The organism is Reichenbachiella versicolor, from assembly GCF_003171675.1.
Classification (GTDB): Bacteria; Bacteroidota; Bacteroidia; order Cytophagales; family Cyclobacteriaceae; genus Reichenbachiella; species Reichenbachiella versicolor.
In genome coordinates this window covers 105078-121156 of record NZ_QFZQ01000011.1, presented here as the reverse complement: position 1 = coordinate 121156, position 16079 = coordinate 105078, and the positions used below count along the sequence as shown (strand labels likewise).

The following is a 16079-nucleotide window of genomic DNA, read 5'->3' as shown; positions in this document are numbered from 1 at the left end:
ATCCTGTGGTCGTTTGAATATTTGAAATGAATAACAAACTTATATTATCTCTGGTTTTACTTGTCACTGTGACTCTGTCTTTTAATGTAGAAGCACAGTATAAGAGAAGAAAGCGTAGCAATTATGGCTACAGCAAAAAAAATAACCAAAAAAAGTTTTCAAAGTATAGCGGCGGTAAAGTTGGCTACAGTGGAGTAGGTAATCCAAAATATAAAACTGTAGGTTTTAGCATTAATACTGGAACTTACATGGGAGACTTGACCGCAGGAAATTCCAAATTCAGTGCTGATTATGCAGGCTCATTTATTCCAAGAGGTCTAGGTTTAACGTATTCCAAGGTAGTGTATCCGGGTGTGTTTTTGCGAGGAGGTTTTAATTGGATTAGGCTTCAAGGTTCAGATTACAGAGACTCAGGGGATGTGAATGCTGAAGATGCCAGTGATAGAGGTAGATATGCCAGAAATTTCCATTTCAGAAATGATATTCTTGAGATTTCAGCAGGGTTTGAATTAGACTTGATTCCAAGTAATAGTGGAGCAAGAGGAAGGTTTCCAATAAATCCATTTGTCTATTTGGGTGTAGCGGGATTTTACAATAATCCTAAGGCTATTGCTCCAGAGACAGATCAGGCTGGAAACCCAACTGGAAAAGGAGGAGAGTGGGTTGCTTTGCAGCCTTTAAATACAAGTAATGAAAGTTACAGCAGATTTCAGTTTGCAGTTCCAATTGGGTTAGGTGTCAAGGTTAAAGTAACAAGAGATATAGATGTAAATCTTGAATTTGGATTGAGATATACATTCACAGACTATATCGATGATGTTGGAGGTACTTATAAAGACCTAGATGAATTTGGAACAAATCATTTGGCTAGAGCAATGTCAGAAAGAGGAGCAAATGCTAATGCTTATTTGAAAGGTGATTCTCAGGTCAGAGATAATGCCCTTTATAATGTTACTACTACTAATGTAAAAAACCCTGACTTGTTGGCTGATCCAAGCTGGACTGGGGATTCTTTTTACACACATGGTGAAAACTATTCACCAAGGACAGATTCTTACGAAGGATTTACTAGAGGAGGGAAAACAAATGACTTTTATGTCACTACTCAAATAAGGGTGGTGTATATTCTGGATAAAAAAGGAATGTCTAAAGGGAAGTTTAGATAATAATATACTCTTTAGACTGTTTACAGGTTATGGTTAAAAAAATACTGCCGATTTTCATATCGGCTTTTATTTTATATGGGCATCTCTGTTCGGCACAGAAATATGAATTCGGACTGGGCCTAGGGGCAGTGAGTTATTCGGGTGATTTATATAGAGGTTACAACATTATCGATCAAAGTTTTGGTATTCAAGGAATAGCAAGAGTTAATACTAGTCAGGATGTAGCTTGGAAGGTTGGTTTTCTCTATGGGGGGATTAAAGGAGATGATAACAACCCAATAGATATCCTGGGAGAACAAAGACAAGCTTCATTTGAGAGGAAATTTTTAGAAGTTTCCACAGTGTTTGAATATCATTTTATTGATTACAAAAACGACAGGTCTCTTATTCGTTGGTCTCCATATTTATTTGCAGGTGCAGGAGTAGCCAAATTTTTCAACACTTCAAATTCAGATTATAATTCAATTCAGCCGATTTTACCCTTTGGTTTAGGTTTTAAGCATTTAATAGGTAAGCAGTTTACTGCCTCAATTGAGTTTGGGGCGAGAAAGACGTTTTTTGATGAACTGGATGAGGTTTCAGATGGAGATGTCACAAATAAAAACTATCAGTTTGGTAATCCAGCAGATGACGATTGGTATTATCATTTTGGAATTTCTATTAGTTGGATTCTCTATAAAATACCTTGTACTTATCAATATGTTCCTAATAAGTCAATGTACTAGGTATGAAATAGTAATGCTATATTCCGATTGACCAAAAAAAAGTACAAATTTGCGCTCTTAATTCGGAGCATACTGGACTCCATAAAGCATGAAAGAGCAGATAGATCAAGAAAATATTCCTTCCCACATTGCGATAATTATGGACGGTAACGGCCGCTGGGCTAAACAGCGGGGTGCCAAGAGAATTTTTGGTCATAAAAACGCCATTCAAGCTGTTAGGGACACTACCGAAGGTTGTGCTGAGCTTGGGGTTAAACATTTGACACTTTATGCTTTTTCAACAGAGAATTGGAATAGGCCGAAGGTAGAAGTTGATGCTTTGATGAATCTTTTAGTATCTACTATAAAAAAGGAAATCCCAACTCTTCAAAAAAACAATATCCGACTACAACCATTGGGAGAAATCACGCATTTACCTGAGGAAGCTCAAGGAAACTTGAATGAAGGCGTAAAAGAAACGTCAAAGAATACAGGAATGACTCTTAATTTGGCATTAAACTATAGCGGAAAGTGGGAATTGGCGACGTGTATGAAAGGTTTAGCTCAGAAAATTAAGTCTGGTGAATTGGATCCTTTTGAAATGTCAGTTTCAAAATTTGAAGAATATATTGATAAAAATACTGCTCCAGAAGTAGAGTTAATGATACGGACAAGTGGTGAAGTACGCATAAGTAATTTCCTCCTCTGGCAACTGGCCTATGCAGAGTTGTACTTTACGAATGTTCTTTGGCCTGACTTCAGAAAAGATGATTTGTTTAAAGCAGTAATCGAGTATCAAAGTAGAGAAAGAAGATTTGGTCAAACCAGTGAACAATTAAGTTGAAGGGAAGACGAGAAGGAATCACATCATGATAAAATTTAAAGTACTAATTGTATTTCTTTTGCTAGCTCAATCTTTGTTAGCTCAAATTAGATACAATATGCCTAGCCGGAGATCATCTGGAAATGCGAATATTTCATTGAGCTATTCTAGTCCTAAGGAATATACTATTGCTCAAATAGACGTTGAAGGTGCTGAATTTTTGGATGCTGTGGCACTTAAGTCCATATCAGGTCTCAAAGTAGGTGATAAAATTAAAGTCCCAGGTGATGAAATTTCTAACGCTTTAAAGAAGCTTTGGAAGCAAGGGCTTATAGGTAATATTGAAATTTTAGCTAATAAGGTAGAGGGAGAAAGTATTTATTTAACAATAGCTCTTCAGGAAAGGCCACGTCTTAGTCGTTTTGAGTTTAGTGGTATTTCAAAGTCTCAAGAATCGGATCTCAAAGAAGATATAGAGTTGATAAGAGGTCGTGTGATGACTAATGCAATGGTTAAGAATACCGAGCTTCAGGTCAAAAGTTATTTCTTTGAAAAGGGGTTTCTTAATACCGAAGTACAGATGGATTACCGTCAAGATTCTTCGTTAAGAAATAGTATCATAATGGAAATCAAAGTTGATAAGAAAAATAAAGTAAAAATTAGAAATGTCAATTTTGTCGGAAATACTGAGTTCAGTGATTCAAAGCTTAAGAGCAAAATGAAAAACTCTGGTGAACGGCCAAGAATCAAAGTACCAAGTGCGATTGGAGGAATAGTTCTCAATGCTTTTAAGTCAGGTACTGAAAAGAAAAAACTTAAACAAGACAGTACTACATGGACGGATACATTCTATGGGATAATTCAAGAAAATATCAAGTTAAATGTCTTTAAGTCCAACAAGTTTGTAAAAGAAAAATATGAAGAAGATAAGGAGAGTTTGATAGCTTTTTATCATTCTAAAGGTTACCGTGACGCTAAGATCGTGGAAGACACAATAGTAAACATTGATTTTAAGTCTTTAGATATTGATATCCGAGTGGATCCCGGAAAAAAATACTACTTCAGAAATGTCTATTGGGTAGGTAATTATATTCATGACGATGCTACTCTTGATCGCATTTTATCTGTTGAGAAAGGAGATGTATATGATATGGAGTCTTTAGATAAGAGATTAAACTTTAATCCTAATGGACCTGATATAAGTTCTCTTTATATGGATAATGGGTATTTGTTTTTTAGTGTTACTCCTGTTGAGGTAATGGTAGAAGGGGATTCTATTGACGTAGAAATGAGGATTTACGAAGGTGCTCAAGCTACAATTAAAAAAGTTTATGCTACTGGTAACGATAGAACATATGATCATGTGATCATGCGTGAGATCAGAACCCTCCCGGGTCAAAAATTTAATAGATCTGAATTAATAAGAACTCAAAGAGAACTTTCTCAATTGGGATATTTTGACCCAGAACAGGTTGTACCAAATCCTCTTCCAAATCCGGCGGACGAGACTGTAGATATTGAATGGAAGCTAGTAGAAAGACCTAGTGATCAAATTGAATTATCAGGAGGATGGGGAGGAAACTTTGGTTTTGTTGGTACTCTTGGTCTAACGTTCAACAACTTCTCACTTAAAAATTTAACTCATTTTGATAAATGGAAGCCACTTCCAGTAGGGGATGGTCAGAAATTATCATTGAGAGCACAAGCAAACGGTACTCAATATCAGAGTTATTCAGTTAGTTTCTCTGAACCTTGGTTAGGAGGTAGAAAACCTCAATCTTTTGGTGTTAGTTATAATTATTCTATTCAAAGGTTTAATCCGTCAGGGAGAAATTTCAGAAGTTTTACGGGTTCGCTCCAAGTGCAAGGTGTTACAGTTAGTTTGGGTAGAAGAATACAATGGCCAGATGATTACTTTACATTAAGTAATTCTGTAAGTTACCTCAGGTATGCACTTGACGAGTATTTTGGAAACCAGTTAGGTTTTGATACTGGAATCGCTAATAATATATCTTTCAATACAACACTTGCTAGAAATAGCGTAGATAATCCAATGTATCCAAGGACCGGGTCTTCAGTATCGCTAAGTCTGGCTCTTACGCCTCCGTATTCAACATTTAATGACATTGATTATTCTACGGCAGATAATGCTGATAGATATAAATGGGTAGAATATCATAAATGGATGTTTGATGCTAAATATTATATGCAGATAGCTGGAGATTTAGTTTTGGAAACTCGTGCTCATTTTGGTTATTTAGGATCTTATAAACCTTCAATTGGTGTCGGTCCTTTTGAAAGATTCCAAGTTGGTGGTGATGGATTGACTGGGACTAGCTTTTTATTAGGTACGGACATTATAGGTCTTAGAGGTTATGAGAATAATTCTATCACTCCTATAGACAGGGAACGGAATATACGTGGTGGAACTTTGTATAATAAATTCACAATGGAATTAAGATATCCAGTATCATTAAATCCTTCAGCAACAATTTATGTATTAGCATTCTCTGAGGCTGGAAATAACTGGTTGAATTTCTCCGATTATAATCCAAATCAAATGTATAGATCAAGTGGTTTTGGAGTTAGAATTTTTATGCCAGCATTTGGTTTGTTAGGAATTGATTGGGGGTATGGCTATGATCCGCAGCCTGTGGCTGGAGAGTATACTCCGAATCAGCCAGCAAGTGGAGGGCAAATTCACTTCTCAATTGGTCAAACACTTAGATAATTATTGAGACTTAAGCTTTTAAAAAACATACAAACGACTATTTTTGACGGTCTTTTGATCAATAGATGAATCATCTAAAAATATATGGCCTTGTTTTTGTAATACTCCTTTTATCAGGAGTCAATTCCTATGCGCAAAAATTTGGGTATGTTGATACAGGGTATGTACTTCAGCAAATGCCAGAATACGGTGAAGCAAAATCGGAAATAGATAAACTGTCATCAAAATGGCAGCAAGAAATCCAAGCAATGTATCAAGAGGTAGAAGAACTAGAAGCCTCTTATCAGGCGGAAGAGGTTTTGCTGACCAAAGAAATGAAGGATGACAGATACAAGGAAATTCAAGAACGTTGGGATGAAGTAAAAGCTTATCAAAACAAAGTTTTTGGATATGAGGGTTTGTTCTTTTTGAAGAAACAAGAGGTAATAAAACCAGTTCAAGATAAGGTTTTTGAAGCAGTAGAAAAAGTTGCTAAAAGCCAGCGTCTTCAAATTGTATTTGACAAGTCGGGTGACTTGGTAATGATATACACCGATCCTGTACATGACTATACGGACTATGTATTGGAAGAACTAGGACTTGGTGATAAAAACGATGTAATAAGTAATAACTAATTAGGAAATAATTATGAGAATCAAATCTATAATAGCCTTAGCAGCTACTGCATTGATTTCTTTTGGTGCTTCTGCGCAAATGAAAATAGGTTATACAAATGTAGAGTATGTATTAAGCCAAATGCCAGAAGCTAAGCAAGTGGACTCCGAGTATAAAGCTTATGAGACACAGCTACAAAACCAACTCAAGGCTAAAGGATCTGAATTTCAGACTAAGCTTCAAGAGTATCAAGCTGGTGCTCAAACTATGACTGAAATAATGAGGGCAGATAAAGAAGCTGAACTTCAAAGTTTACAACAGAGATTGGAATCTTTTCAGCGTGAAGCTCAGGGATCGCTTCAAAAGAAACAAAGTGAATTGTATTCACCTTTATTTGAAAAGATTAGTACTGCTATTAAGGCTGTAAGAGCAGAAAGCAATTATGACTTTATCTTTAGTACTGGCGTACCAGGTGTAGATATACTTTTAGATGCTAAAGAAGAATATGACGTGTCAAATTTGATTTTCAAAAAATTAGGAATAACTCCTCCTGCTAAGTGATTAGAAGTAAGAAATAATATTTATAAGCCTCCCTTTAATGGAGGCTTTTTAGTTCCATACCATTTCTTTTCGCTCGTTCCAGTATTCCTTTCTTACAATAGAGAACTGCTTGAGTTTTTCAATTTCTGAATCAAGTAGATTAAAACGAAGAGCGCTTAGGTTTTCTAATAAATGATTGGATATAGCTGCTCCACTAAGCACTGAATATGGATGATTGAGAGTATCGATACAATATCGCATAGCAATAGCATCTATTCCTACATCATACTTCTCAGCGAGATTCTCCAGCAATTCATATAAAAGAAGATATTTAGGAAATGATTTGTTCGGAAGAAGTCGTCCATTAGCTAAAGATTCCTTTATCACTATACGGTAAGAGCTTTGATTGAGGGAATCAATAATGTGTCTAAGACTAGTTTCAAGAATGTTATATGTAACTTGATAGACTTCAAAAAGCTGCTGACCGTCTCTTATTATTAATAAAGCATCCTCCAAAATTTCTTTTTGCTGATCACCTGATACCGTGATACCAATTTTCAAGTTATGTTTTTCACGAAGTTCGGCCAGTCGATTCAATACTGAATCATTTTTTAATACTCCAGATTCGAAAGTCGCAGAGTGTATTTGATACGTGGAGAGATAGGGTAGGAAGCTTTTTGATTTTTCCCATTGTTCGTTGAGTTTATCTATTGAATGCTCTTTTACTTCATGTTTTGAGGCGTTAAGATCGAAGTTAGCAGTATAGGTATAGCCCCATTTTGTAGCTATTTCTATAGATGCGTCATTTTTTCTATCTAACCATTCAAGCATAAAGTCTTCTGCTATTCCGTAGCCAGGAGCAGTATCAAAATATCTAATTCCTCTTTCATATGCCTTATCTAGTACTTGAAAGGCATTGGTTTTAAAATCTTCAATATTAAACGCTTCAGGTGATTCTTGACGTATATTGATATAATGTGGACGGCCGATCATAGCAGTACCCAGCCCAATTTGTTTGATCGTTTTCATACGGAATAGTTATAGAATGAAACCTAGTGCTAGACCGCCTAAGATAATAAAGGGAGTAGGAACCTTACCCCACATCAATAGACCAAAAGTGGAGATCATGATGAAGTAGTCCAAATAATTAGATCCTGAAGGAATAGCAAGTAAAACAGCTGCCGTTAGAACCATACCCGCGCTTCCTGCATTTACCCCGTCAAGTGATGCTTTTACTATTCTGAATTTCTTTAGCTCATCCCAGAAACGAATAACGAAGAAAATTAAAAAGGCACCTGGTAAGAATACTCCTACAGCAGATAAAAAACTACCTAGGTATTGTCCAGTAATTCCGTAATCTTTCATGGATATTGAGCCAACAAAGGCTGTGATGGAAAAAACCGGCCCTGGAACAGCCTGTACTAGTCCGAGTCCTGATAAGAATTCTTCTGAGGAAAGGTATTCTTTGAATTCTACAAATTCTGTATACATGAAAGGAATTAATACTTGACCTCCGCCAAAAATTAATGAGCCGATCCGATAAAAATTTTCGAAGAGTCTGATGCCTTTCCATTCAGTAACAGTTCCTAATAAGGCTGCAAAAACTAACACACCCGCCCAGAGGAAAAAATTAGACCATTGGATGTCGATTTTATTTTTTTCTTCCCTTTCATGTCGTTTATAATCGATCGCGGTAATACACCCTGCTATTAAAATGATAATAGGGAATACATATGGGGTTTTAAAGAAAAAACTAGCTATTGAAGAAAGTAACATAATAATCAATGCTATTCGAGTTTTGACTACTTTCTTGATGATGCGATAGGCAGAGTAAGCTACTATACCTACTGCCATTGGTTGAATGAATCTTGTGAATTCAAGTGATATATCTTGCTCTTTAAGTAATGAGACCATTACTCCAGCCGTAGACATCACTAGAAAGGCGGGGAGAATCCATATCAATAATGTTAAATAAGCTAAATTGGGACCACCTACCTTGAAACCTATGGCAGTCAATGTTTGAGTAGAGGTTGGACCTGGAAGAAACTGACATAAGGCATGAAGTTCAAGTAGTCCTTTTTCATCGATATATCCACGCTTTTCGACCATACGATCCAGCATCATTGCGATATGTGCTTGTGGTCCACCAAAAGCAGATATTGCTAGAATCAAGACATCCTTGAGAAAAATGATGTATCTAACCTTCTTTACTTTCATCTGTTCATAAGTTTCTATTTATAATTCAGATGGAAAAACCAATTTTAATTACCTGATTTTAATCGCAGGGCAATAGCTCATTGGGTTTGATTTCCTGCCCCTTGGCTCGGTGAGATAAATATTACTTTATTAATCCAATTTCAGCTAGTCGTTGATGTAGAAACTCACCAGCAGTCATGTCTTCATACAGCTTAGGGTAGTTTTTATTTATACAATTCTTCAAGCATGTCAAATCCATATCAGCACGTGGGTGCATGAAAAAAGGAATAGAATATCTTGACGTGGACATTAGTTCTTTAGGGGGGTTGACTACTCTATGGATAGTAGATTTAAGTTTATCATTGGTGAGTCTTGCAAGCATGTCTCCTACATTGACCACTATCTGATCTGGAAGAGCCGTTATAGGAATCCATTTGCCATCACGCCGAAGGACTTGTAAGCCATCCGCACTGGCCCCCATCAGTAATGTTATTAAATTAATATCTCCATGTTCAGCAGCTCTTACAGCATCAGAAGGGACACTGTCTGGATCATCTATTGGGAAATAGTGAATAGGGCGTAAGATGCTATTCCCATTATGAACTTTATTCTCAAAATAATTTTCGGGAAGTTCTAAGTATAAAGCAATAGCTTGCAGCATTGTTTTGCCAGTTTTTTCAAGCGTTTGATAAGTTTCTCGAGTAATTGCTTCAAATTTTTTGATTTCTTCAGGCCAAATGTTATGAGGGTATTTGTTAGCTAAAGAATCATTGCCTTCTACAAATTGTCCAATATGATAAAACTCTTTAAGGTCTCCAGTAGTTCTGCCTTTTGCATGTTCTTTGCCTTTGCCAATATAGCCACGCTGTCCAAATAGTTCAGGCTTTTCATATTTGGTTTTTATTGATTCAGGAAGTTTGAAAAACTCTTCGATCGTTTCGTAAAGTTGCCTGACCAACTCATCTGAGAGGCCATGGTTTTTGATTGCTACAAAGCCGATATTTTGATAAGTATTACCTAAATCTTTTACAAATTTGCTTTTTGTCGTTTCTGAGCCGGCATTAAAATCGGCTAAGTCTAGTGAAGGAATTTCGTCGAATAGTTGTTCGGACATTTAATTGAGATATTTTAAATCTAAAATAGTAAAGCAGATCTTTGAGTAAAAATGACTCTTGTCATTCTAGTGAAAGATCATAGACAAAGTGGAACATTAGGTCGAATTTAAGATCTTAGTATTAATTTAAAAATATGTCTATTTGAAAATTTGACTAAGGACATCTAGTGATTTAAGAGGCTTAAAACCTTCTATGTGCAAAATATAATATTGTATCATGTAATTGAGGACATCTCTTCGAAGAGCATTATCAATGTTATATTGATCTCCAATTTCTAGAATATTGAGTGACATTATACACTTATATATTGATTCATAGTCTGTAGCGAATTGTGACACTATAATGTGTTTTTCTAATTCTTCAATATTATGAATGCCAAAACCGAGATAGTGCGTCAACTGAACCATTAAAAATATATGAACATTATTGTATCCAGAGGTTTTATTATCAAGGAATATTATCAATCTAAATAGAAATTCGAAAACGCCTCCATGATGTTCCTCATCTTTCAAAACAACGTTAAGAAGCTCAGATATGAATAATGCAAGACTTGATTTATTGATTTCAAATGGAATAGAAGAGAAATGAACCGCCGGTTTGTACTCAGATATTCGTTGAAGTCCATTTGAATTTCCAGCTTTTTGATATACTACCATTTCTAGGAGAGTAAGCGGTTGTACCAGAGCCAACCCTTTCTTAGATTTAGAGCTTCGTATGCTGTTTATTAAGTACGATTGTAGACCAAATTTTTCAGTATAGATCTTTACTATAATAGAAGTCTCCTTGTATTTGATATAGCTAAGAACTATTCCTCGAGTTTTGTGAAGCATCAGTTGAAAACAGCTATTTTTCCCACATAAGTCTCACTTCCATCAGAGTTGGAGCTAAAAACCAGATAAACTCCAGTATTCACACGTCGATCCTTGTAGTCTGAGATGTTCCAAGAAGCACCACCTCCTGCAGCATTGATTTCTCTGACCAATCGACCAGAGACGGTTGTAATTTTTATGATTGCATCATTTGCAACTCCTTGTATTCCTACCCAGTCGCTAAATTCAGGTCTGACTGGATTAGGAAAGATTTTTACATTTTTATGTGATTGAGACCCCTGTACAGATTCAGATCTATAGGATACTATACCTTGATCAGTCAAAAAGAAAACTTCACCAGAGATAGGGTTTATACTTATATCCAATACATTGTTAGAAGGAAGAGGGCTATTATTTATATCAAACTTTAGAATCAATTCTCCAACACTTGGAGAGAAAAGCCATGCACCTGTAGTAGTAGCCATCCATTTTCTATTTCCAGAGTCTACTTCAATAGAATTCACTTTTTTTTCTTCAAAAAGAATTCCTTCATCAAAAATCGGAAGGATAAGTGCTGTGGGGTTTTCAATAATACCAAATGAAAAAGGAAAGTATGCTACTCCTAAGTCTGTAGCGACCCAGATGGCACCGTCTGTACCAAATGCAATATCATTAACTTGGTTTGAGGGAAGTTCGGAATTTGTTGAATTAACTAATAATTCTGAACCTGTTTCAGGATTATACCCTATTAAACCATTTCCTTTTAGACTCATCCATAGATTATCATAAAAGTCATTATTAATGGATGTCACATCTGAAAGTGTGGAACTTAAGTTATGTTTTGTCCAAATACCTTCTTGATTTAATTGATGAACCGGAGAATTATTATTTTGTTCAGTTACCCAAATATTTCCGTTGCTGTCAGAAGTAATATAACTAGTCAGAATATTGCCTACGTTTGATGTTAATGTACTGTTTTCTTCATCGTATAGTATTGTATTTGTGAAGTCCAAAATACCACCCCCAAAAGATACAATCCACTCTCTATTTCCGTCATTATACACTTGAGATATATTTTCTAAGCCACTAATAGTTTCAGGTGAGTTCGTTTTCCAAACTCCATTAGTAAATGAACTGTAACCTTTGTTATTGTTAAAAGGAGCATTTGAAATAATAGAAGGGAGAGCAATAGTTTGGTCAATGACTTGGTTGAGTTTTGAGATATTTTCACCAGGTCCGTTTAATACAAATCTTGAAGGTTCTTCATTTACTAGTAATGTCAATCCACTTCTAATATCAGCATACCAAATTTGACCATTTTTGTCTCTGAGAATGTCTTGAGGCCTATCTTCTGTAGGAGTTTTAATTACCGATAACTCTAAATTACTTTTTAATTCAAATACGCGATTTGATGTTAATATTAAAACAGTATTAGATCCAGATCTAAGTAGAGTTATTTCTTCTTCTGGATGTAAATCGGGGGTATCGATTTTTTTCCAAGAGTTGAAACCATAAGAGAAAAGTTCTGTTGCACTACAAGCAATAATTCCATCATCAAATGAAGCAATGGATAATATGTCTACGTCATCTATTATTGAAGACTCGTATCGATCCCAGCTATTGAAGTCTGAAAGGTTCTTACCAGAAGAAAAATCTGCTGAGATGACTCCTTGTGGTGTTGCTAGGAATATTTCTGTTCCTATTACTACAGATTTTCTGACTTGTAAGCTTTGTCCAATATCACCTAAATTTCTAAATGCTTCTTTGACTTCATCATTTTCAGGTTCAATTTGAAGAACTCCAAAATTCGTAGATACATTAATCAAAGATTCATAAAATGAAATATGATGTATGGTTTTGTCTTCAATTACAGAACTCTCAAGAATGACCCTAGAATTTACAATGCCCCTATCGTCTATTATATCAATATTACCATTATTATATCCTATTACTAACCTTTCATTTGGTTCATCAAATGCTAATGCACTTACAGATACCTCACTGAGACCATCAATTTTAGATATATTATTAAGGCTTTTATCTTCTGAAGAATAGTAGGTTAAGCCAGACGAAGCTGCCGCAAATATGCTATTGGTAGTTTCCTCCACTAGCAATGTTTCAGTGTAATTGAAATGTGTTCGCCAAGTGCCAATTGGTATATTTTGCCCATAGATACTTAATGGGATAAAGAAGAGTATAATAGCAGCTTTATTTTTCATTTTTAAAGTCTCTATAGAAACACGTTCTACAACGAGCTTCATATTTGTCTTGTTCACCCAATAATACTTGATCATCATTGGTAGTGGTTCTATATGTGTATGAAGCTACATTTCCACAGCGCATACAGATTGCACGAAATTTTGTTACATATTCTGCTATTGCCATCAATTGAGGCATTGGTTCAAAAGGTTCGCCTTTAAACGTCATATCGAGTCCTGCAAGGATTACTCGCTTGCCATTATTCGCTAAAGTACGACATACGTATACCAACTCCTTGTCAAAAAATTGTGCTTCATCTATTCCTACTACATTGCAATTCGCTCCAAGTAGTAGGATTTCGCTTGCAGATTGCACAGGTGTTGACCTAATGGTGTTTTGATTGTGAGAAACTACATCTTCTTCACTGTAGCGTACGTCGATAGCGGGTTTAAAAATCTCCACGTTTTGATCTGCAATTCGTGCTCTATTTAATCTGCGGATCAATTCTTCAGTTTTTCCAGAAAACATAGATCCACAGATAACTTCTAACCAACCAAGCTGATTTTTGGCATTATTTTGGTCGTCTATAGTGGATTCGAGAAACATTAACTTGAAAATTGTCTAAGATATTGTACTGTCTAAAGAGTCACATTCGATTTAGTCCAGATTTATATCCAAAAGATACTTAATTTCGTTTTGAGGAAAATATTAAGGCTAGCGTACTTAAATACTATTCTAGCTATATGCCGATTTTTAATACACGACAGAGACAAAAAAAGCTATAAATATGATTGGGAGCAAATTAAATAAATCAGTCGCAAAGCAATACAGCCAATCATTTGCTTCGATCGTGGTTGACGACTTTTTCAGTCAAAATGAAGGGATATCTGGTCCACAGATTGTGGGCTTTACTCCAGTAAAGCAGGTCAATTTCTTTGTTCTTAAAAATCTTTTTAACCAATGGCAAGAGGAAACTAAAAAGCTAAAAAGTCCATATTTTAATTATAAGAATGATGAGGTGAATCAAGCTTTGAAAACATTGGTTAATACTCTTTCCAAAAATATCCTGATAAGTAAAGAAGATTTTAAGCCATTGCTTGAATCTGCTGTAATGGAGACATTGGAACTTTTATATGATCCGTATAGCTACTATAAAAACCGTTCTGAATTATTAATTGCTCATCCTAGTTTAGGGAGTGAGTCAAAGTATTTTAAAATTTATAAGTCATTATTTGAGACTTTGGCATCAGCAAGTGACCTTAGCTTGGACTCTATTGATCAGTTAACAGCTGCTACTGAATTTTCTGAGGCTGAATTTCAAGAAAATGTTCATGCATTTAGTACGGTTTTGGTAATCAGTGGAGACATACAATATGAAGATCAAGCCGAAATACCTGTAGAAGAAACTCCTGCGATTCCTGCAGATGATTTATTTGCAACATCTCAAATAGAAGAAGATTTAACAGAAGAATTTCAACCTGGGAACGAACAAAAGAGTTCTGATTTTAGCTCTTTGATAGAAACAGATAACAAAGATCCTGAAGTCACGAAAGCAAATTTAAATGAGCAGTATTCTGGAGATACTATTCAAACCTTGAACCAACGTTATGAAGCCAAGGAAAAGAAAGAAACTATTGCTACCAAGATGGAGGAAAAGGCTATAGAAAGCTTAGCACTGTCTATTAGTATCAATCAACGATATATGTTCATTAATGACCTTTTTGATGGTAATGAAGAGGATTATTTATCAGCGATAGATCAGGTAGATATAGCATCTTCTTTCGACGAGTCTGTAGAGCTACTTGTTCATAAGTACTCTAGAAAGTATGGTTGGAATATGAATTCTGAAGAAGTTAAAAGTTTACTTAAAATTATTTTTAAGAGGTTTAGATAGATTTTTAAATCAAAAACAGAGTCTTTTAAGATTATTGCTTTTATCTCATCAAAACATTCATTCTCTCTGAGTCCAGTTTAATTAGAATAAAAAGTAGTATCGTAAATGACCATAAAGATGAGCCTCCATAACTAAAAAATGGAAGGGGAATTCCAATCACAGGGAATAGCCCAATCGTCATTGCAATATTCACAGCAAAATGAAAGAATATTACTGAAAGGGCTCCGTATCCATAAATTCTCGCAAAACGGGATTTTTGCCTTTCAGCAAGCCAAGATATTCTGATTAAAAGTGTTACAAATAATGTAATTAATACTAAACTACCTACCCATCCATGTTCTTCACCCATCGTGCAGAAAATGAAGTCAGTACTTTGTTCTGGTACAAAATCAAACTTCGTTTGAGTACCTTGAAGATAACCTTTTCCCCAAAACCCTCCTGAACCAATTGCTATTTTCGATTGTGTTACATTCCAGCCTACTCCTAATGGATCAATATCAGGGTTGACAAGTGATATTACTCGATTCCGCTGGTGGTCTTTCAAAACTTTGTTGAGTACAAAGTCAACACTTGTAACAGTTCCTACTATTATTAATCCGACCAGTAACGTGATAATGATTCGTTTAGGATGCTTAACAGAAACTCCAATGATAATTAGAATGACTACACCAGATACCACGAAAATTATCGTTTTACTCACAACCAGTGTTATAATGAACAGAAAGATTAACCCAAATCCAACTATAAAGTATATGGGAGGCATTCCTTCTCTAAACATCACTATGAAAAATGATGCAAACACCATTGCCGACCCTGTATCACCTTGTATTATAATTAATAACATTGGTAGGGTGATGATTCCTGTTCCAATAAGCTGAGTTTTCAGGTTTGACATCTTGATATTAATGTCACTCAAATAATTAGCAAGGGCTAGAGCTGTCGCAAACTTTGCAAATTCAGAAGGTTGTAACCTGAAACCACCAATAGCTATCCATGACTTTGATCCTGCCACTACGGTACCTACTCCCAATACTATGATCAATAGTAAAATTGAAATTCCATAGATAATATAACTGAAAGAAGAATAGATCTTATAATCTAAACTCATAACACCTATAATGATCAAAAGAGAAGTAACTATCCAGAGCAGTTGCTTACCAGAGTTATGAGATAGACTGATTAATTCGGAAGCATTCTCTTCGCTGTAAATAGCAGCATAAATGCTAGTCCATCCAAGGAAAACCATTAGTGCGTATAATCCTATTACTACCCAATCTATTTTATCTGTTAGTCTATCTCCTCTCATAA

14 protein-coding genes are annotated in these 16079 nt (G+C 35.4%); 7 read left to right on the top strand and 7 right to left on the bottom strand.

All coding sequences use genetic code 11. From position 1 onward, the window contains the following. Positions 1-26 precede the first annotated feature (26 nt). From DKG80_RS19010 to DKG80_RS18985, 6 genes are all read left to right on the top strand, one after another. On the top strand, positions 27-1166 hold the full coding sequence (locus tag DKG80_RS19010; protein ID WP_109832964.1) for a DUF6089 family protein: 1140 nt from the start codon (positions 27-29) through the stop codon (positions 1164-1166). Positions 1167-1195: 29 nt separating this feature from the next. Next, positions 1196-1891: a type IX secretion system protein PorG gene (gene porG, locus DKG80_RS19005; RefSeq protein ID WP_109832963.1), complete on the top strand. Its 696-nt coding sequence runs from the start codon at positions 1196-1198 to the stop codon at positions 1889-1891. A gap of 88 nt (positions 1892-1979) precedes the next feature. Continuing rightward, the gene (locus DKG80_RS19000; protein WP_109832962.1) at positions 1980-2714 is read left to right on the top strand and encodes an isoprenyl transferase; all 735 of its coding nucleotides are present in this window, start codon (positions 1980-1982) and stop codon (positions 2712-2714) included. A 97-nt stretch (positions 2715-2811) separates the two neighbouring features. Further along, on the top strand, positions 2812-5424 hold the full coding sequence (locus DKG80_RS18995; RefSeq protein ID WP_245907041.1) for a BamA/OMP85 family outer membrane protein: 2613 nt from the start codon (positions 2812-2814) through the stop codon (positions 5422-5424). A 65-nt stretch (positions 5425-5489) separates the two neighbouring features. After that, a complete protein-coding gene (locus tag DKG80_RS18990) occupies positions 5490-6038 on the top strand; it encodes an OmpH family outer membrane protein (protein WP_109832960.1) in 549 nt (182 codons plus the stop codon). A gap of 13 nt (positions 6039-6051) precedes the next feature. After that, positions 6052-6579 carry an OmpH family outer membrane protein gene (locus DKG80_RS18985; RefSeq protein WP_109832959.1) on the top strand — a complete coding sequence of 176 codons (528 nt, stop codon included), beginning with the start codon at positions 6052-6054 and terminating at the stop codon, positions 6577-6579. A 48-nt stretch (positions 6580-6627) separates the two neighbouring features. Here the strand turns inward: DKG80_RS18985 and DKG80_RS18980 are convergent, their stop codons facing one another. The 6 genes from DKG80_RS18980 to DKG80_RS18955 all read right to left on the bottom strand — a co-directional run bounded on the left by DKG80_RS18980 (position 6628) and on the right by DKG80_RS18955 (position 13483). Beyond that, positions 6628-7587, bottom strand: coding sequence for an aldo/keto reductase (locus tag DKG80_RS18980; RefSeq protein WP_109832958.1), 960 nt, complete (start codon positions 7585-7587; stop codon positions 6628-6630). Positions 7588-7596: 9 nt separating this feature from the next. After that, positions 7597-8775: a chromate efflux transporter gene (gene chrA, locus DKG80_RS18975; RefSeq protein ID WP_109832957.1), complete on the bottom strand. Its 1179-nt coding sequence runs from the start codon at positions 8773-8775 to the stop codon at positions 7597-7599. A gap of 121 nt (positions 8776-8896) precedes the next feature. After that, on the bottom strand, positions 8897-9868 hold the full coding sequence (locus tag DKG80_RS18970; protein ID WP_109832956.1) for an isopenicillin N synthase family dioxygenase: 972 nt from the start codon (positions 9866-9868) through the stop codon (positions 8897-8899). Between the two features lie 138 nt (positions 9869-10006). After that, the gene (gene recO / locus DKG80_RS18965) at positions 10007-10699 is read right to left on the bottom strand and encodes a DNA repair protein RecO (RefSeq protein ID WP_109832955.1); all 693 of its coding nucleotides are present in this window, start codon (positions 10697-10699) and stop codon (positions 10007-10009) included. Beyond that, positions 10699-12897 (bottom strand): type IX secretion system anionic LPS delivery protein PorZ, encoded by a 2199-nt coding sequence (gene porZ / locus DKG80_RS18960; RefSeq protein ID WP_109832954.1) that lies wholly within the window; start codon positions 12895-12897, stop codon positions 10699-10701. The genes recO and porZ overlap by 1 nt, the downstream gene beginning before the upstream one ends. Next, positions 12887-13483: a thymidine kinase gene (locus tag DKG80_RS18955; protein WP_109832953.1), complete on the bottom strand. Its 597-nt coding sequence runs from the start codon at positions 13481-13483 to the stop codon at positions 12887-12889. The genes porZ and DKG80_RS18955 overlap by 11 nt, the downstream gene beginning before the upstream one ends. Before the next feature lie 181 nt (positions 13484-13664). On the opposite strand from DKG80_RS18955, the gene DKG80_RS18950 reads away from it, so the two are divergent. Next, a complete protein-coding gene (locus DKG80_RS18950) occupies positions 13665-14771 on the top strand; it encodes a hypothetical protein (RefSeq protein WP_109832952.1) in 1107 nt (368 codons plus the stop codon). A 40-nt stretch (positions 14772-14811) separates the two neighbouring features. Here the strand turns inward: DKG80_RS18950 and rodA are convergent, their stop codons facing one another. Next, positions 14812-16077 carry a rod shape-determining protein RodA gene (gene rodA, locus DKG80_RS18945; RefSeq protein ID WP_109832951.1) on the bottom strand — a complete coding sequence of 422 codons (1266 nt, stop codon included), beginning with the start codon at positions 16075-16077 and terminating at the stop codon, positions 14812-14814. Positions 16078-16079: the final 2 nt, after the last annotated feature.

What these genes read in the sequence shown, in the direction of transcription:
- recO (WP_109832955.1), bottom strand. Translation starts at nt 10,699, where the DNA reads ATGCTTCACAAAACTCGAGGAATAGTTCTTAGCTATATCAAATACAAG.
- DKG80_RS19000 (WP_109832962.1), top strand. Translation starts at nt 1,980, where the DNA reads ATGAAAGAGCAGATAGATCAAGAAAATATTCCTTCCCACATTGCGATA.
- porZ (WP_109832954.1), bottom strand. Translation starts at nt 12,897, where the DNA reads ATGAAAAATAAAGCTGCTATTATACTCTTCTTTATCCCATTAAGTATC.
- porG (WP_109832963.1), top strand. Translation starts at nt 1,196, where the DNA reads ATGGTTAAAAAAATACTGCCGATTTTCATATCGGCTTTTATTTTATAT.
- DKG80_RS18990 (WP_109832960.1), top strand. Translation starts at nt 5,490, where the DNA reads ATGAATCATCTAAAAATATATGGCCTTGTTTTTGTAATACTCCTTTTA.
- rodA (WP_109832951.1), bottom strand. Translation starts at nt 16,077, where the DNA reads ATGAGAGGAGATAGACTAACAGATAAAATAGATTGGGTAGTAATAGGA.
- DKG80_RS18985 (WP_109832959.1), top strand. Translation starts at nt 6,052, where the DNA reads ATGAGAATCAAATCTATAATAGCCTTAGCAGCTACTGCATTGATTTCT.
- DKG80_RS18950 (WP_109832952.1), top strand. Translation starts at nt 13,665, where the DNA reads ATGATTGGGAGCAAATTAAATAAATCAGTCGCAAAGCAATACAGCCAA.
- DKG80_RS18980 (WP_109832958.1), bottom strand. Translation starts at nt 7,587, where the DNA reads ATGAAAACGATCAAACAAATTGGGCTGGGTACTGCTATGATCGGCCGT.
- DKG80_RS19010 (WP_109832964.1), top strand. Translation starts at nt 27, where the DNA reads ATGAATAACAAACTTATATTATCTCTGGTTTTACTTGTCACTGTGACT.
- chrA (WP_109832957.1), bottom strand. Translation starts at nt 8,775, where the DNA reads ATGAAAGTAAAGAAGGTTAGATACATCATTTTTCTCAAGGATGTCTTG.
- DKG80_RS18995 (WP_245907041.1), top strand. Translation starts at nt 2,812, where the DNA reads ATGCCTAGCCGGAGATCATCTGGAAATGCGAATATTTCATTGAGCTAT.
- DKG80_RS18955 (WP_109832953.1), bottom strand. Translation starts at nt 13,483, where the DNA reads ATGTTTCTCGAATCCACTATAGACGACCAAAATAATGCCAAAAATCAG.
- DKG80_RS18970 (WP_109832956.1), bottom strand. Translation starts at nt 9,868, where the DNA reads ATGTCCGAACAACTATTCGACGAAATTCCTTCACTAGACTTAGCCGAT.